We start from the raw sequence: 17,511 nt of genomic DNA on the forward strand, positions 1-17,511 counted from the left end.
AAACAACGCTGATAAAATATATAAATAGAAGTCAGCCTTTATAATTAATTTTATGAAAAGTATTGACACAGCAAAAGCGTGGCTTTCTGACACTTTTGATGCAGAAACCCGCAGTAAGGTTCAAGCCCTCATCGATGGAAATCCCGATGAACTCAACGAAGCCTTTCACAAGAACTTAGAGTTTGGTACTGGAGGTATGCGAGGTATTATGGGTATCGGTACCAACCGTATCAACAAATACACTTTGGGAAAAAATACCCAAGGATTGAGCAACTACCTCAAAAAATGTTTCCCTAACAAAGAAATAAAAGTGGCTATCGCTCACGATTGCCGTAACAACTCTAAGAAATTTGCCAAAATAGTAGCCGATGTATTTGCAGCTAATGGCATTAAAGTATTTCTCTTCTCCGACCTTCGTCCTACTCCTGAATTATCCTTCACTGTACGTTATTTAGGATGCCAAGCAGGTATCGTGCTTACCGCCTCTCACAACCCTCCAGAATACAATGGTTATAAAGTATATTGGCAAGACGGCGGACAAACTGTACCGCCTGAAGATGGCGATATTATGAAAGCTATTGAAGCCATTGACTTCAAAGACATCAAATTCAATGCTGATGAGAGTCTTATTCACTATATCGACAAAGAGCTTGATAATGCTTTTGCCGAAGCCTCTATCAAACACGGCGACTTCAATGCTCCTGAGAAAGACAAGCTAAAAATTGTATTTACTTCTTTGCACGGCACTTCTATTACAATGGTACCTGATGTACTCAAACGCGCAGGATTTACCAATGTACATATCGTAGAAGAACAAGCCGTACCCGATGGTAACTTCCCTACTGTAAAATCACCTAACCCTGAAGAGCCTGAAGCACTTACTATGGCACTCAAAAAAGCCGATGAAATAGGTGCAGATATCGTAATAGGTACCGACCCCGATTGCGACCGTATAGGTATAGCCGTTCGCGACCTTCACGGCAAAATGGTACTGCTCAATGGTAACCAAACAATGGTAATGATGACTGAGTTCCTCTTGGAACAACAAAGCAAAAAAGGCTTTAAAGGCAATGAGTTTGTCGCTTCTACTATTGTTTCAACTCCTATGGTAAAAGCCATCGCCGATGCCTACAAAGTGGAATACAAAGAAGGACTCACTGGCTTCAAATGGATTGCCAAAATGATTAAAGACTTCCCTGAGCTCACTTTCATAGGTGGTGGCGAAGAAAGTTTTGGCTATATGATAAGCGATTTTGTGCGCGACAAAGATGCTGTAACCGCTACCCTATTAGCTTGTGAGATTGCAGCATTCGCTAAAGCTAAAGGCAGTTCTTTCTACAAAGAATTACTACACGCTTATACTAAATATGGCTTCTATAAAGAATACCTCATCTCCTTAGTGAAGAAAGGTATTTCAGGCTCAGAAGAAATTGCCCAAATGATGAAAAACTTGCGCGAGAACCCTCTAAAAGAAATTGGAGGTGAAAAGGTAACAATGATACACGATATCCAAACCTCTATCTCACACATAGTAGCTACAGGCAAAGTTTCAACACTTAATATTCCTAAATCGAATGTACTTATTTACTATACTGAAAACGGTACAAAAATAGCTGCCCGCCCTAGTGGTACAGAACCTAAAATTAAGTTCTATTTCAGTGTGAACACTCCTTTAGAACGTATTGAGGACTTTGAAGCAACTCAAAAGATTTTGGATAATAAAATCCAAAAGATTGTAGAAGAGTTGAAATTAAAATAAAACACTTCATCAATAAAAAAGCCGACAATTTAAAATTGCCGGCTTTTTTTATATAAAGAATCTATATAAGATTAGTAACCAGGGGTTTGAACAAGTGTATTATCATCTGCTATCATAGCTGGGGAAATAGGCAAATATATATTCTTTTTTGTACCATTAGAAGTCATTGAAGCTACTTCATCATATACAAAATTATCACCCGCACGTAGTAAATCCCACCAACGTTTACCTTCTCCAATAAACTCTTTGTAACGTTCATCAAGAATAGCCTTAGCGTTATTAGCTTGAGTACTATTGGTATAACCGTGGGTAGCTACATTGTAATTGCTACCATAAGCTCTTGCACGTACTTGATTTATCTCAGTAGATGGGTCTTCTCCTAAATTATTTTTAGCCTCTGCTAATAGCAATAATACATCAGCATAGCGATAAATAGGTACGTTATTTTCATTCACTATATCACCTGAGTTATTCCTTCCTACGAATTTTGAGAGTATAGAACCTAAATAATTAGTAGTATTGAAAGGAATATGCCCTACATTATCAGAGTAAACACGTACAAATGTAGCACGGCGTTGATCTTTTACATCATCTATTAGGCGCAAGGTTTTTTCTGAAGGAGAATGATAGTTACCACCTTCTACATACAAGAATGATGAAATTTTTCGACCACTATCATCAAACTTATCCTTAACATCGGTATTACGTGCTGTTGTTACTTTATAGAAGTGTTCAGCTTCATCTTTCTTATAATCTAGGGCAAAAATAAACTCAGCATTTTTTTCGTTATCAATACCCCATAAGTTTTCATAGGGCACTAATGCTCCTGAAACTTGGCTAAGAGCATTTTTAGCTTCAGTAAATTCGGCAGCACCACCAGCTAACACTTTACCTGACCACAAGAATACATCTCCTTTAAGAATAAGGGTAGCACGTTTTGACCAATATACGTTATCACGATAGAAGTTTTCATTACCCTCAAACAAATCTAACGATTTCTGGATATCTTGTTTGATAAAAGCTAATACTTCTGCTTTAGGAGCACGTGCTTTTTTAAGGGCAGTTAAATTATCAACGTTTTGCAAAGGTTCTGTAACAATAGGTATATCTCCCCAACTTTTTAGCATAGTGTAATAAATATAGGCTCTAAGTCCATACATCTGTGCCAACATATTCTTCTTCTCATTTTCATTACTAAAAGAAGTTTGAGGAGCATTTTTAATAAAATCATTGATATAATGAAGCATTGTATACCAATCTCCCCAATTATTAAATGCCACCTTAGTAATGTTAATATCATTGGTATAAAGGTCTTGATTATGTGAATTTTCAATACCTTTACCTCCCCATACATCAGAGCGTAGTTCTCCCATCAGCCACATTGTATATCCATAAGCTCTAAAACGTGAATATACGCCTGAGTGTACTGACTTGGCAGCTTCTTCTTTATTCCAAAATCCTGTATAAGTAAGATCACTTTCAGGAGGTGTTTCTAATTCACAGGCTCCCAAAAATAGCAATGAGAGTCCTAATAATATATTTCTTTTCATTTTTGTTCTATTTTAAAAAGTTATTTAAAAAGTAGCATTGATACCAAAAGTAAAGCTACGAGGCAAAGGGAAACGTCCGTTATCCCAGCCACCTTTTTCAGGAGAATAACCTGAATACTTAGTAAAGTAAGCTAAGTTAGTACCTGAAACGAAAAAGCGAATATCTTTAAAAGCATTATTCACTGCTGCTCCTGGTAAATTATAGCTAAGAGTAATTTCACGCAAAGCTAAATAATCTCCTTTTTCCCAGTAGCGAGAACTTGCTGTAAATTGTCCTTCACCACCAGCCTTATGATTTCCACGAGGGTCGGTAAAGTCATAACGTGGAATATCAGCATTAGGATTCTCAGGTGTCCAAGTATCTTTTATCTCTGATGTCCAGTTCATATTACCTTGTACTTGTGAAATACCTCTACTGCGAACGCCATTGTGTACTAAGTGTCCCACTGCATAGTCTGTTTTCACAAAGAGATTGATGTTTTTATAGGTAAAATCAGTAGTAAAACCTCCTATAAAATCAGGGGTTGTTCTACCCAATACCACTCTATCTCGACTATCAATAATACCATCGCCATTTACATCTTTCCAACGGGTATCACCTACCATAGGTTTTCTGTTAGCAGTAGGTATCGTACCAGCATAAAACTGGATTTGTCTGTCTTTATGAGGATCTAATTCTGCTTGGTTATGATATACACCTTCATCTTGATAACCAACTACTAAGTCATCACCTACACGTTCTCCTTGCTGACGACCACCTACATACATAGTTTTGGTAGGATCAGAAGGATCCCATATTTCTTGGCCTCCTATACGATTCTTATCATTACCGTTATCAGGCAGTTTTTTAACAAGGTTACGGACGCGAGTGAAGTTAGCCCCTATATTCCATTTTATATCATCGGTGTTGATAACTTTGAAGTTCGCTTCAATTTCAATACCTCTGTTTTGTAGTGTACCATTATTAATTTTCACAGATGAGAAACCTGTAGAGATAGGTATTCTTTGGTCTGCCAATTTATCATAGATATCACGAATGAAATAATCTACTAAGAAATTTACACGATTGTTAAATAGTCCAAGGTCTAACCCGAAGTTTAGCGTAGTAGCTTTTTCCCATTTCAAGTAGTACAAAGGTACAGAAGTATTTACATAACCTTTCTTACCATTATAAGGAGATTGTACGCTATATTTACCCAATAACCAATAGTAGTCATTATCTATGGTCAAAGCATCAATATTTCCATTTACCCCATAACTTACACGAGGTTTTAACCTGCTAACTACTTGGCTAATTTTTCCTTCTCTAAAAAATTCTTCATTATGAATATTCCAACCTACAGAAGCACCAGGGAAAAATCCGAATTTATTATCACGTAGTTTAGAAGTACCATCATAACGGAAAGTAAGTCCTAAGAGATAACGATCGTCATAATCGTAATTAAGCTGTCCAAAGGCAGAGATTATACTGTAATCACGTTTATAAGAATAAGGAATTCCACTTGCTTTTGCTCCCGCATTGAGGGTACGGATAAGGTCAGTGGGAGAGCCTTCAGTAGCTGCATTAGAAGTGAATTGTTGTTGTTTGAAATATTCACCTCCTAATAATGCGCTTAGGTTATGCTTTTCGGCAAAAGTATTTTTGTAGTTCAGTGTAAGGGTACCCTGATTGTTCATAGTGCGATCATAAGCTGTTTTAGCTTGGCGAGAAGACACTAAAGCACCACTATTCATATATGATTTGTAAAATCTTTCTGTTGTATTATGTACTGCGAAGTGGCTAGCACGTGCCATCAAAGAAAGATTTTTGAGTAATTTCCAATCAAATTGCACTGAAGCTGTAATACGATGTTCTATATTATCCATCAAGAATTTATCTTTGTAGTAAGCTGGGTTACCAAAACCTGAGTTACTACCAGGGTTGTACTCGTTAGAAGAACTGCCATCGGGATTGGTATTGTAGATACGCGAAGTAGGCGCTTGCCCTGCAAAACGTTGGAAGATGAAATAATCGTCTTCATTGGCATAGTTACTCAAAGCATCTCTAAAAGACCCTACTCTATTAGATTGGGCGTAAAGAACATTAGAAGAGACTTTGAAGTCGTCTGTAATTTTATAAGAACCATTGAAAGTACCTGAATAGCGTTTAAAATTAGAACCTAACACCAATCCTGTGTCATCTAAATATCCTAATCCTAAATAGTAAGAGCCTTTGTCATTACCTCCTTCAAATGAAATGCTATAATCTTTGGCGTCACTATACTGATAAATAAGTTCTCCTACATTATTATTTTGAAAAATAAGTGTTTTAGTAGGGTCTAACGGATCTGTCATTGTTTGCCATTCTGGATTGTTGAGCAAATAACGATTGGCATTGGTTAGTTCCATTGTAGTATATGGTGAATCGGTAGTGTTATTACCTGTTGCCATAGCGTGAGTACCCGTAAGGAATTGGTCGAAGTTATGCACTCCGTAGTCTTGTACATTTTTGATAGCACGTCTATTCCAGTAGATAAAATCACGAGCCTCAAGATAATCAGGGAGAGCACGTTTCTGATTCATTGTATATTTGGTTCTAACGGTAATATTAGAACGCCCTGCTTTCCCTTTTTTAGTAGTTATCAAAATAACTCCATTCGCAGCACGAGCTCCATAAATAGCAGTAGAAGCTGCATCTTTTAAAACCTCCATAGATTCTATATCATCGGAGTTTAAGGCATAAAAAGAACCTGGAACACCATCTATCAAAACTAAAGGTGAACCACTACCATCAAAGCCAGTACCACCACGCAATTGTATTTCGGGGGTAGTACCTGGTTTTCCTGTTACTTGAGTTACCCTAACCCCTGCTATACTACCTTGTAAAGCAGTTGCTGCATTAGCACGTGGCGCACTTTCTAGTACCTTAGTATCTAATTTTGAAACTGAAGTAGCCAAAGTTTTACGTGTTTGCACTCCATAACCTGTTACCACTACCTCATCAAGTGCGTTAGTTTCTTCTTTTAACTTGATGTTGATTGTTAGATTTTTACCTCCTCCAGTTACTTTTCTTTCTTGGGTGGTATAACCTATAAAGCTAAATACAAGAATATCACCCTCTTTAGCAGTGAGAGTGTAATTCCCATCAAAGTCGGTTTGGGTACCATGAGTGGTACCTTTCACAACTACAGCAGCACCAGGCAACGGCATTTCATCAGAAGAAACCGTTCCATTCACTATTCTTTCTTGTGCCCAACCTATTGTAGTGAAAAGGAACAAGAAAAACGAACAAAATAAAATCTTTTGTTTCATAATCAAATATACTTATTTTCAATTAGTTCTGTTTTAGTAGTTAGCTTTTTATTGCCAGTTATTTATTGCATTTGTTAAAGAAGTCGATGCTTTCTAATTCTTTTTTAATGATAGCTTCTTCTTCATCGGTGATATTTTGGAAAGGCGTACGGTTGATACCTAAGTCTAAACCTAACAACTTCATTATACGCTTGCCACATACGATGTTACCACGATATTTGGCGATTACATTTATCACGTCTTGAGCGTAGTTTTGCAACTCGGCTGCTTTAGCAATATTGCCCTTGTGATATTCATCGATGATGCCTACCAACACTTTTCCTATATAACTACCAGTACCACTAATACCACCGCGAGCACCTCCCATTACAAGCGCATTGAGAATTGTCTCGTCTAAGCCGTAGAGCATATCGTATTTGCCGTTATTGTAGAGCATACATTGGTTGTACTCATAAAGCGGTTCGTAAGTATATTTGATACCCGCTAAGTTAGGAATACGACCATCGGCTGCTTTGAGGAATGGCAACATAGGCAAATACACCCCATTGAGGACAGGAATATGATAGAAATAGAAAGGCAAATTAGGTGCTCCACAAGCTATTTCCTCGCAGTATTTCACCAACTCTTCTACCCTACCCGCTTTTGGGAAAGGTGAAGCCATAGCACCAATACCGAAAGCTCCAATTTCTTGGGCGTGTTGTGCCATTTTATAGCTATCTTTGATGCAGGTAGCCCCGCAGTGTACAATCACTTTGAAGTCTTTGGGAGCTACTGACACCCATTTCTCGGCTATTTTCATACGTTCTTCAACTGTCATCATATAGCCTTCGCCTGATGAACCGTTGATAAATACTCCTATCAATCCATTTCTTTGCAAGAGTTTAGCATACTGATCGATAGGTTCTAAATTTACCTCACCTTTCTTGTCGAAAGGTGTAAAGGGCGCTACTATTAGCCCATTGATTTTTTCAAATGTCATATATTATAAATTTGTTAATTTGCTAATTTATTGATTTGGCGATTTACTAATTATTTGCCACACAATTCTCTTTTTGGCTTTAGGAATATGAGCATCAGTATGATAGCTATTAGGATAATCAATGAGAGTTTGCTGAAATCAGCTCCTAAGTTACCCGTATCGGTTGAAGAACCAAGCATTCGGGTAACAGTATAGCCTGCCAATACACCTCCCATATTCATAATGCCATAAGCCGTAGCACGTTGTTGCTGTGGAATGATTTGGCATAAGATAGGCATATTATTCGTGTCGAACATTCCATAACCAATACCAAAGAGCAAGGTTGCGCCTATCATTGCAACGTAGGAGCTACCAAATCCCATCAGTACCAAAGCAGGAATGGTGAGACCTAAACCAATAGTACTAGTGTAGATACGCGCTTTGATATTTGTCTGTACCCAGCGATCGGAGAGGGTTCCCCCGATGAGTACCCCTAAGAAAGACGAAATTGCAATAGAAATGGTTGCCATTGGTCCTGCGGTTGCCATTGGTACATTTAAGTTGTTTGAAAAGAGGGTAGGCAACCAGTTTTTAGTTCCCCAGCCTGGGAAGCTCGATGCCATAAAGTAGAAGAGCAATATCCAAAAAGAAGCTGTACCTAACACAAGGGCAAGTGACTGCCCCATACTACTTTTAGGAACTGTAGTCGCTTGCTGAGGAACAACGGGTTTTCTTTCGATGTCAAACAAAGTGAACGCTAAGAATACGGCATATACAATACCTGCAATACCGAACCAGTGGAAGACGGTGTGCCACGTATAATTAGAAGCGATGGTAGCCCCAAAACCTCCCAAGGCTTGCCCTGCATAGAGCCCCGACATGTGGATACCTACCGCTAACGAACGTGTTTTTGAGCTGTGGTAATCGGCTATCATAGAGAGGGCTGTTGCTAAGTATAAGGCTTCGCTAAGTCCCATTAATGCGCGCAACCAATACACTTGATCAAAAGTAGTGGCATAGCCCATTCCATAGGTTACCGCCGACCACACAAAGAGGCTACTTACTATCATCCACTTGCGGTTAAGACGATCGGCAAGGACACCTGCTATGGGGCTCATCAATCCATAGATAAGAAGAAAGATTGCCATTAGGCGACCAAAGTTATCGCCTACAGTAAGCTCTTTGATGTCCATTTTCATCGACTCCTGCATCGTGGAGAGCATTTGTCGGTCTAAATAATTCAGTAGTGCTACTACCCACAGTAGGGCAACTACTATCCAAGGGTATATTTTGGTGTTTTTCATAATATTCTCCCTTATCCTCTCTTAAGAAGAGAATTTAGTAGGGCTTTTTAGTTAGACAATATTTTAAGTTTATAGGTTTTAGGGCTGCGTACACCAGGTTTGAGTTCTCCTTGGATGAGGTAAAACTCACTGGGGGTACCGACTAAAGTAGCACCTGCTCGAGCAAAATCAGGTTGTGTATTGAGTACCGACCATTGTTTTGTATGGGTGTCAAACAAATAGCATTCTTGGTTAAATTTGTAGTATGCTATAGGTTGGGTCATATAATGCGACATATAGTCGTAGTTTTTCTGCTTGCGTTGCTCATCTGTAAGGGAAGTATCTTTACCCAAGTGGTAAAGGTCTGTAATAGTATTGATGAACAGGCTGTGATTCACACCTCCAAAACAAGCAATATAACGATTGTCAATAGCCAAAGCTGTAGCGCCAGTAAGTGAAAAGATTTCTTTATTAGGGTTTTCTTGTAGAGCTACTTCGTGCCACTGTTGTTGTTTGAGGCTAAAAGCCAGTACTTTTTCACCCATAGTAGGCGTTTTAGTAGCATCGCCTCCGAAAAATCCCCCTAAGACATACAAAAGGGTATCGTTATCTTTTTCGATGGCAGCTAATACTGGTTGTACTCTTGCATCGCCAGGGAAATCGGGTAACTGTTTCCATTCTTTGTCAGTAGCAGTATTTATATAAAATACTTTGTTAGAGGCTTTACCAGAAGCGTTACCACCTGCCACAAATACTTTGCTACCTACACTCGCCCCTGAAAAATTATCAAGCGGTTCGGGCAAGGCAGGAAAAGAATTAAGGGTAAGAGCTTTTTCTTTTGAGTATTGCACTTTATAGCAATTAGCTAAAGAATTTGTAGCTGTTTGTCCGCCTATCCACAGATAGCCATCGGGAATGGCTACTGAAACCCCATAAGCAGCAGCTTCGGGGAGTTTGCCTATAGTTTGCCATTGATTTTGTGTTTTATTGAAAAGAAGAATTTCGTCATAAAATACTTTTTTTCCACCTTCAAACCCCAATTTATCGGGAAAGTTACAGCCGCCAGCTACTAATAGATTATCATCTATAAGTGCTGCATAAGAGGCTGAGACGCCTTTTTGAAGGTCGCCTTGTAAGCCTTGGGTAGTGAGTGTTGTTATATCAATTTTCATAGATTGTTCTTTTTGGGTTTCTGTACAAGCCGTCAATATTATTAGAGATAAAACGAATAGTACAGACTTTGTCAAAGGTGCGAGCCGCACGGGCAGGAAACTTTGGCAAAGTAGCTTAGACTTTGTCAAAGTTTTTCTGTTCATTATTTGTCTTTTATCATTAACCATTAACAATTAAGCATTGATCATTTCAATTGTTTTCCACACTTGATATAAGCCACGGGGTACGTGGAAACAGCCTTTCCATTTACCACCTTTGAGGTCGAGGAGTACTTCGCCTTGACGGTTGAGATAGCCCCACCACTCGCGATGTTTAGGGTCTTTGAAATGTTGCCAAGTGTAATTATGCACTTTCTCAAACCACTCTAAACACTCTTTATTACCGGTAAGTTGGTATCCTTTTATGAGAGATATAAGTGTTTCGATATGCACCCACCACAACTTTTGATCCCATTCTAATTGTTGAGGCGGGCAAGCTTTTCTATCCATAAAGTAGTAGATACCCCCGTACTGTTTATCCCAACCATAGTTGAGCATTGTTAGGGTAGTTTGTACTGCTTTTTCTATCAATTCAGGGCGGTTGAGGCGTTTGCCTAAGTCCATTATAAACCACATTGCCTCAATAGCGTGCCCTGGGTTGAGGTGTCGCCCTTCAAAAGTATCAGAAAGTGATCCATCGGTATTTACATTCTCTACTACTATCCCCCCCAATTCAGGTCGCAAAAATACTTCCATCACCTCGTGAATACAAGCCTCCATTGCCTTCTCAATAAAGGAAGGTTCTAAAAGAGGTTCAATTTCGAGGGCTAAATTACATAAAATCATTGGGAGGGCGAAGTTCTTGAGGGAGCGCGTACCAGGGTGCGCTTTACTCCATTTGCCTTTGGGATTTTCTTGTTTGGAGAGGATGATATCAAAAGTTTTTTTAGCAATATCGGCATATTCTTGATTGGCTGTAGCGATACTCAACTGACCAAAAGCCATAGTGGCAAAAGTATAGGAGAAGATGTTATAAGGCTCAACCAAGGGGTTGCCTTGTTGGTCTAATGAAAAGTACCAATTCAATTGTCCGTCGTGACCATATTTTTTGAGGAACTCAGCCCCTTGTATAGCACAATCTAACCATTCTTGACGCTTTTCAACACGATTGTAGAGCATTGCAAAGAGCCATACTTCGCGAGCTTGTAGCCAAATAAATTTATCAGTATCGAATACATTTCCTTCTCTATCGAGGCAGGTGAAGTAGCCTCCGTATTCTTTATCTTGCGATTTTTCTAACCAAAACGGAATTACATTTTGCAAGAGTTCATCGCGGTATTGTTTTTCTAATTGTTTAAAATCCATTGGTTCAAATTTGAGTTATTCTTTAAAAATTAATAGTTTTATGTTTAATTTTAAATTTACATCTAAAAACACCCCGCAAAAGTACAATAATGATTTTTAAAATACAAATTATTTATTAAATATTTTATTAACTTTTTTAACTTACAATCAAAATTTTAATACAATCAACTGAATAACATATATTTAAAATCTTACAGACTTTTCATTCTTTTTCGATTATTGTTATATTTTTATTTTTTCATACAAAACAACTATCTAATCTATCAAAAAATATTAAAAATAACCAAACAACATAAGGATTTAATGCTCCTTTTGTTTTTTATAAGATATACATTATAAAATATTTTTAATAAATAGAAGAGATTAGGGATCAGGAATCAGGAGGCAGGCATCAGGAATCAGGAGGCAGGCATCAGGAATCAGGAGGCAGGCATCAGGAATTAGGGGCAGGGGCTAGGGGATAGCCCCCGAAAGGGAAAAAGCTGGAAAAGTGATTGTAAATCAGTTGGAGGGGTGTCAAAAAAGTTTTTGTGTGTAGGCGTTTGCAACACATACCCAGCTATTGCTGGTTTGCCTACATAACATTTCTACTTTACTAACTTGCTCATTGGCAAATTAAACTCTCCCATATCAAGCATTGCATTGATAAAGCCTATTTGTTCAAAGTTGTGAATATCGGTGTAGTGTATAGGGGCTTCGGTAATTTTACCTTCATTAAGGAGTCGCTGACGGCAGGTACCATTGAGAAGAAAAGTGGAGGGGGTAAGCCATTGTTTGCCATCAAAGAAGATAATATTAGCATAACTGCTATCGGTTACTTTTCCGTTTTTGAAAAAAATTACCTCATCGGCGCCAGAAGTTTGTTTTAAAGTGTTGAGAAATTCTCGGTTTAAAAATTTATAAGAATAATCGTATTCATCGGCGTTTACACATTTGATAGTGTTGATAGGTTTGAGTTGGTAAGGTAGGACTTCTATTGTATAGTCTTTTTGATTGTATACAATACGAATTTTGTACTTTCCGATTGCTGGTAAGGCAATTTTGCTGATGCTCTCCTGTAGCGAAAGTATCTTTTCACTTGGGAAGAAATGTGAAAAGGTACGGCAAACACGCTCTTGATGATATGCTAAATGACAAATATCACCATTAAAGAGTTTTATTGATTCTATAAATTGTTGGTTTTCCATTAAATAGGGATATATATTTTTTCAATAATCTCATTGTATTCATTTTGCGGTTGGCTTTGTGCGGTAATGCCTGCACCACTTTTGTAGTAATACTTATCGCCAATATGTTCGATAAAGCGAATAAGCACACAACTATCTACCGCATTACCATCAAAAACGCCTGCAATGCCTGTGTAATAACCACGCTCATAATTTTCGGCTTCGGCGATCACCTCAACCGATTTTTCTTTAGGTGCACCCGCAATAGACCCCGCAGGGAGCAATGTCGCCAACAAATCCCCTAAATGTGCTTGCCAATGATTGGGAAGCTCTCCCTCTATCTCAGAACTTGTTTGCAAAAGATCGCCCGTAGATTTTTTGATAGTATCTACATATCTGAAGCGGGTGGTGTGCACATTGGTAGCTACTTTTTGTAAATCGTCGGACAATAGGCGTACTACCTTGTGATGCTCATCGATTTCCTTTTCGTTGTTGAGCAGTGTAGCCTCGGCATCGGGGATTGTTGCGCTGATAGTCCCCTTCATAGGGTAAGTTTTGATGAGATTATCTTCTATTCTCACAAATATTTCGGGCGAAAAACACACCCATTCATCTTTGTACAGAATTTTGTACTTGGCTAAAGCATTCTGATAAATTTCTTTAAGAGGAACTTTTGAAATTTCAGTAGCAAAAGTGAGGTTTATGAGCTCGGTATCTCCATTTTTTAAATGATTGTACACTGTATTAAACGCTTTCTCAAATTCAGTATAAGAGATAGGGTATTTTTCTATAGGGATAGGAGCAGCGTTGTTATTTTTTTCTTCTGAAAAAGAAAATTCAATCCCCTCAGGGAGTTCAGAAAGCGGAAATACCATTCCATTTTCTCCTTTATAATCAATTATAAATAAACAAGGGATACGTTGCTGTCCGAAGTTGTTAAGTTTAGTTTTCCAATGGATAGTGTTCATTAGTTTTTTGATTTTTTTTGTTTTTAGATTTTATTATCAGTAGCTTTGCTACAAAGGTCTCGCACAGATTACACAAATTACACAGATTTAACACAAATGAATCTGTATTATTAGTTATAATTTGCACGGATTGTGATGCAATTACAATTGTAAGTCAGTGTTTAATTATATCAAACTAGTGTTTTTTAATATCAAGTCGCAAAAGTAGTAAAAAATGACAAAATATCTAACGCCTCTATAAATTTGTTTATTTACTAATTATTCCTTACCTTTGTCGTATCATTTCCAAAAAACTATGAATATTCCTGATTTTCAAAAAATAATGCATCCTTTATTAGAAGTACTTAAGGATAATCGCGTGTACTCTACAGAACAAATTGTAGAGATACTACGGGTGCACTTTATGCTTTCTATAGACGATATGAAAGTGAGAGTTCCTAATGGCAAACAATCACTATTTCGCAATCGCATAGACTGGGCTCTTAACAACCTCTTACAAGCGGGACTTATTGTGAGTTTGCTCAAAGGTTATTACCAAATTACTGAAGAAGGAAAAAATGTACTCTATCAAGAAATGGGGTCAGTGATGGATATGGCTTTTTTGCGCAAGTTCGAGCAGTTCAAGGCTTGGAAAACAATGTTTGAAGAAGATACCGATAGTTCAAAGCCTATAGAGACTGAAATGGAAAAGGAAACCCCTGAAGTAATTATAGGAAAGGCAATAGTAATGCTCTATCAATCACTAAAATTTGAGCTTTTGCAATCTATCAAAAACAAACCTATTTCGTTTTTTGAATACTTCATTGTGGAACTTTTGAGAAAAATAGGTTATAAGGGAATTGATTCTAGCAACTTTGAGGTGATTGGCAAGCAAGAAAAAGAAGGTTTAGAAGGGGTACTATACCAAGACGAGTTGTGCATAGATAGGGTTTATGTACAAGCTAAAAAATGGGAAATGGAGGTAACCTCTAAAGATGTACGCAACTTCATAGGCGCCTTAAACCTAAAAGGTACTAACAAAGGGGTATTTATCACTACCTCTGCCTTTTCACCTGAAGCTAAAGCCGAAGCTAAGCAAAACCCTTCGCACAAAATCATCTTAATAGACTCTGACCGACTGATGCAACTAGCTATCCGCTACAATGTAGGTATACGAACCAAACAAATTGTAGAAATCAAAGGGATTGATGAGAACTTTTAAATACTAATCTGCTAATTTGGGTTTTCTCACTTGTAACACAATACCTCCTATAAGCCATACAATAAGTAAAATAGCACCTACTAAACTGAGGTTGCTACCTGTTTTTACTATTTGAGGTTCAAATACAAAGCGTATTTCGTGTTTACCTGCAGGTACTGAAAGCGCTCTCAAAGTATAGTTTACACGATAAATAGGCGCTTCTTTGCCATCGATAGTAGCTTTCCAGCCGTGAGGGTAGTACATTTCGGAGAAAACTGCCAAACCATTGTGAGGATTGTTACTTTCGTATATCAGTTCATCAGGACGTACATTCTTTAGTGTAATTTTTGCAGTTGTATCGACGGTGTATTGTGTGGGGAGGGTTGTTTTCAAATCATTGGCTGTTGCCAAAGCTTCTTGAGCAGGTTTAAATTTCTCTAAAGCCTGCATTACCTCATTATCGTTATTTTTTAAACTGAGTTGTTTTACAAACCACGCACTGCCCAAGGCATCATCATTATGTATGGGTTGCATTTGTCCTTCTTGGTTACGCAAAATTATATACTTCACGTTCAGCATATTGAGGACTTCCATATTACCTTTGGCGATTTGGTAATCAAAAAGTTCCTGCAAGCGTTTGGGTTTGGCAGCGTGATATCCCCCAATAGAGTGGTGGAAATACGAAGTACGCGCGCCATTGATACCCACTTGAGGTTCATATACGCGATAATAACTCTTATCTTGAAGAATTGCTCTATCGGCAGGAGTTTCCTCGAAAGGATTTTCTATCTGGTATTTATCTACAAAACTATCTTTATTCACATAGCGTTTGGCTACCCCTCCCAAATCAAAGAAAAGCAAGGCTAAAATTGCAATTTGCATTCCCCTAAGTGGGATTTTTTTGTATTGATAGAGTAACAAAGCTAAAGCCGTAAGGAGGAATAGCACAGTACTTCTCAACACATCGGCGGTATAGATGCTCTTGCGGTCTTCCACTATAGCTTGAACTATTTGTTGGTTTGCATAGTAACCATCGTTAGCACCTTGAAAATCTAAGAATCCTTTGGCTAACAAGAGTACTCCCATTAATCCTAAGCAGATATAAAGGGTATGAAGCAAGTATTTTTTGCGTTGTTCTTCTTCTGTTTTAAGAAATTGCTGCAGTCCGACGATTGCCAATATAGGCACACAGAGTTCCAAGAGTACTTGTATAGACGATACGGCTCTGAACTTGTTGTAGAGTGGAAAATAGTCAATCATAAAATCGGTAAGGATACCGAAATTTTTACCCCACGAGAGTACGAGCGCCATTAGCGAGCCTGCCAAGAGCCACCATTTGAGTCGGTTTTTCACCACAAAGAGAGCCAGTACAAAGAGGAAGAACACTACTGCGCCTATATAGGCAGGAGCAGCGACCAAAGGTTGGTCACCCCAATAGGTAGGCAAATGCTGAGTTTGCAGTAAGGCTTGTTCAGGGGGAGCTCCTAATTGCAACAAAACTTCATAAGTGTGAGAATCTTTACCTAAATCTTCACTGTTAGAGCCTCCTAACAAGCGAGGCACAATGAGATTCAGCGATTCGGTGATACCATAACTATATTCGGTGATATACTCGTGAGAGAGTCCGCTACTTTGTTTTTTAGGAGTTCCCTCAGGAGTAAAAGTAAGTGTAGATTTACTGCGTGTACTCCAATCGGCATATTCACGGGTAGTGAGTAATAGGGTTGCATTAGCAAGTATACTCACCACTACTGCCCCTACAAGTACAGCAGTTGCTTTTCCAAAATCATTGAGTTGTTTTTCTTTAACAGCTTTATAGAGAAGACCTGCACCTAAGAGCAACACTAAAAGTAACAGGTAGTACGTCATTTGGAAGTGGTTGGCGGAGAGTTCTAAAGCCAAAGCCACTGCTGTGAGCAAGCCCCCCCAAAGGTATTTCCGTTGGAAAACCAATAAGATACCTGCTAATACTGGTGCAAAATAAGCAATAGCGTGTGCTTTGGAGTTATGTCCTGCTCCTAAGATGATAATCAGGTAGGTAGAGAGCCCAAAAGCAATAGCACCCAAAAATGCATTTTTGTAATCTACTTTGAGCACCAAGAGCAAAATATAAAATCCTACGAAATATAAAAAGAGGTAATCGGCAGGACGTGGCAAGAAGCGTAGTGTTCTATCCAATTGTTTTACAAGGTCGTTAGGGTATTGCGCCCCCAACTGGTAGGTAGGCATACCTCCAAAGGCACTATTCGTCCAATAAGTTTCTTTGTTTTCCGTCTGGCGGTAGTCGTTGCGTTCTTTCGCCATACCCGTGTACTGAGTAATATCGCTTTGGAATATGCCTTTCCCCTGCAATACGGGGTAGAAAAAAGCGAGCGCAATGACTGCGAATAGCGCAATTATAACAATGTGGGGGGTGATTTTCTTTACCATTGTGAATTAAATTTCTTCGTAATCAATATATTCGCCTACTTGCTTGGTAGCTTGAGGGTTTTTAGAATGAAGATTATTATTGATAATTGTTTGTTCTCCAGCTTGTCGCTGAGAGAGATTTTGCTGGTAAGCATTTTGTTGGTATTGATTTTGAGCGCGTTCAAATTCCTTTTGCATTCTCTGGCTCATTCGGGTGAGGAAAAAGCGCATTATAGAAGGAGCAAAAGCGCGCAGGAGGATTCTTATCCCCAAGAATATCAATATAATAATCAGGATTGTTCGTATAAATCCTGTGAAAGAAGCTTCTGCCATCATTTCTATTTTTTTAGTTTCATTGGGGCAAAGGTAGAAAGAAATTAGCAAATTAGCAAATTTATAAATCTCAGTATATTTTTGTTCGTTATTCATTG

The 17,511-nt window shown here is 38.4% G+C and carries 12 protein-coding genes; 2 read left to right on the forward strand and 10 right to left on the reverse strand.

What is annotated here, in order from left to right; translation table 11 throughout:
• The first annotated feature begins 52 nt into the window (after positions 1–52).
• A complete protein-coding gene (locus tag CGC57_RS02740) occupies positions 53–1,759 on the forward strand; it encodes a phospho-sugar mutase (RefSeq protein WP_095897863.1) in 1,707 nt (568 codons plus the stop codon).
• Between the two features lie 71 nt (positions 1,760–1,830).
• On the opposite strand, the gene CGC57_RS02745 is transcribed toward CGC57_RS02740, so the two are convergent.
• From CGC57_RS02745 to CGC57_RS02780, 8 genes are all read right to left on the reverse strand, one after another.
• Complete coding sequence (locus CGC57_RS02745) at positions 1,831–3,309, reverse strand: RagB/SusD family nutrient uptake outer membrane protein (protein WP_095897864.1); 1,479 nt, start codon at positions 3,307–3,309, stop codon at positions 1,831–1,833.
• Between the two features lie 24 nt (positions 3,310–3,333).
• Complete coding sequence (locus CGC57_RS02750) at positions 3,334–6,600, reverse strand: SusC/RagA family TonB-linked outer membrane protein (protein WP_095897865.1); 3,267 nt, start codon at positions 6,598–6,600, stop codon at positions 3,334–3,336.
• Positions 6,601–6,658: 58 nt separating this feature from the next.
• A complete protein-coding gene (locus tag CGC57_RS02755; protein ID WP_095897866.1) occupies positions 6,659–7,579 on the reverse strand; it encodes a dihydrodipicolinate synthase family protein in 921 nt (306 codons plus the stop codon).
• Positions 7,580–7,629: 50 nt separating this feature from the next.
• Positions 7,630–8,862 carry an MFS transporter gene (locus CGC57_RS02760; RefSeq protein WP_095897867.1) on the reverse strand — a complete coding sequence of 411 codons (1,233 nt, stop codon included), beginning with the start codon at positions 8,860–8,862 and terminating at the stop codon, positions 7,630–7,632.
• A gap of 47 nt (positions 8,863–8,909) precedes the next feature.
• Positions 8,910–10,181: a cyclically-permuted mutarotase family protein gene (locus CGC57_RS02765; protein WP_095897868.1), complete on the reverse strand. Its 1,272-nt coding sequence runs from the start codon at positions 10,179–10,181 to the stop codon at positions 8,910–8,912.
• 6 nt (positions 10,182–10,187) lie between these two features.
• Positions 10,188–11,357, reverse strand: coding sequence for a n-acyl-d-glucosamine 2-epimerase (locus CGC57_RS02770; protein WP_095897869.1), 1,170 nt, complete (start codon positions 11,355–11,357; stop codon positions 10,188–10,190).
• Between the two features lie 587 nt (positions 11,358–11,944).
• Positions 11,945–12,544 carry an aminotransferase class IV gene (locus CGC57_RS02775; protein ID WP_095897870.1) on the reverse strand — a complete coding sequence of 200 codons (600 nt, stop codon included), beginning with the start codon at positions 12,542–12,544 and terminating at the stop codon, positions 11,945–11,947.
• Positions 12,544–13,491, reverse strand: a complete 948-nt coding sequence (locus CGC57_RS02780) for an aminodeoxychorismate synthase component I (protein WP_095897871.1) — start codon at positions 13,489–13,491, stop codon at positions 12,544–12,546. The genes CGC57_RS02775 and CGC57_RS02780 overlap by 1 nt, the downstream gene beginning before the upstream one ends.
• A gap of 295 nt (positions 13,492–13,786) precedes the next feature.
• On the opposite strand from CGC57_RS02780, the gene CGC57_RS02785 reads away from it, so the two are divergent.
• On the forward strand, positions 13,787–14,692 hold the full coding sequence (locus CGC57_RS02785; RefSeq protein WP_095897872.1) for a restriction endonuclease: 906 nt from the start codon (positions 13,787–13,789) through the stop codon (positions 14,690–14,692).
• Between the two features lie 3 nt (positions 14,693–14,695).
• Here CGC57_RS02785 and CGC57_RS02790 read toward each other — a convergent pair whose 3' ends face one another.
• Both CGC57_RS02790 and CGC57_RS02795 read right to left on the reverse strand, forming a co-directional pair.
• Positions 14,696–17,101 carry a YfhO family protein gene (locus CGC57_RS02790; RefSeq protein ID WP_095897873.1) on the reverse strand — a complete coding sequence of 802 codons (2,406 nt, stop codon included), beginning with the start codon at positions 17,099–17,101 and terminating at the stop codon, positions 14,696–14,698.
• A gap of 6 nt (positions 17,102–17,107) precedes the next feature.
• Positions 17,108–17,509: a DUF4834 family protein gene (locus tag CGC57_RS02795; protein WP_095897874.1), complete on the reverse strand. Its 402-nt coding sequence runs from the start codon at positions 17,507–17,509 to the stop codon at positions 17,108–17,110.
• Between the last annotated feature and the right edge of the window lie 2 nt (positions 17,510–17,511).

The organism is Capnocytophaga sputigena, assembly GCF_002302495.1.
GTDB classification, from domain to species: domain Bacteria; phylum Bacteroidota; class Bacteroidia; order Flavobacteriales; family Flavobacteriaceae; genus Capnocytophaga; species Capnocytophaga sputigena.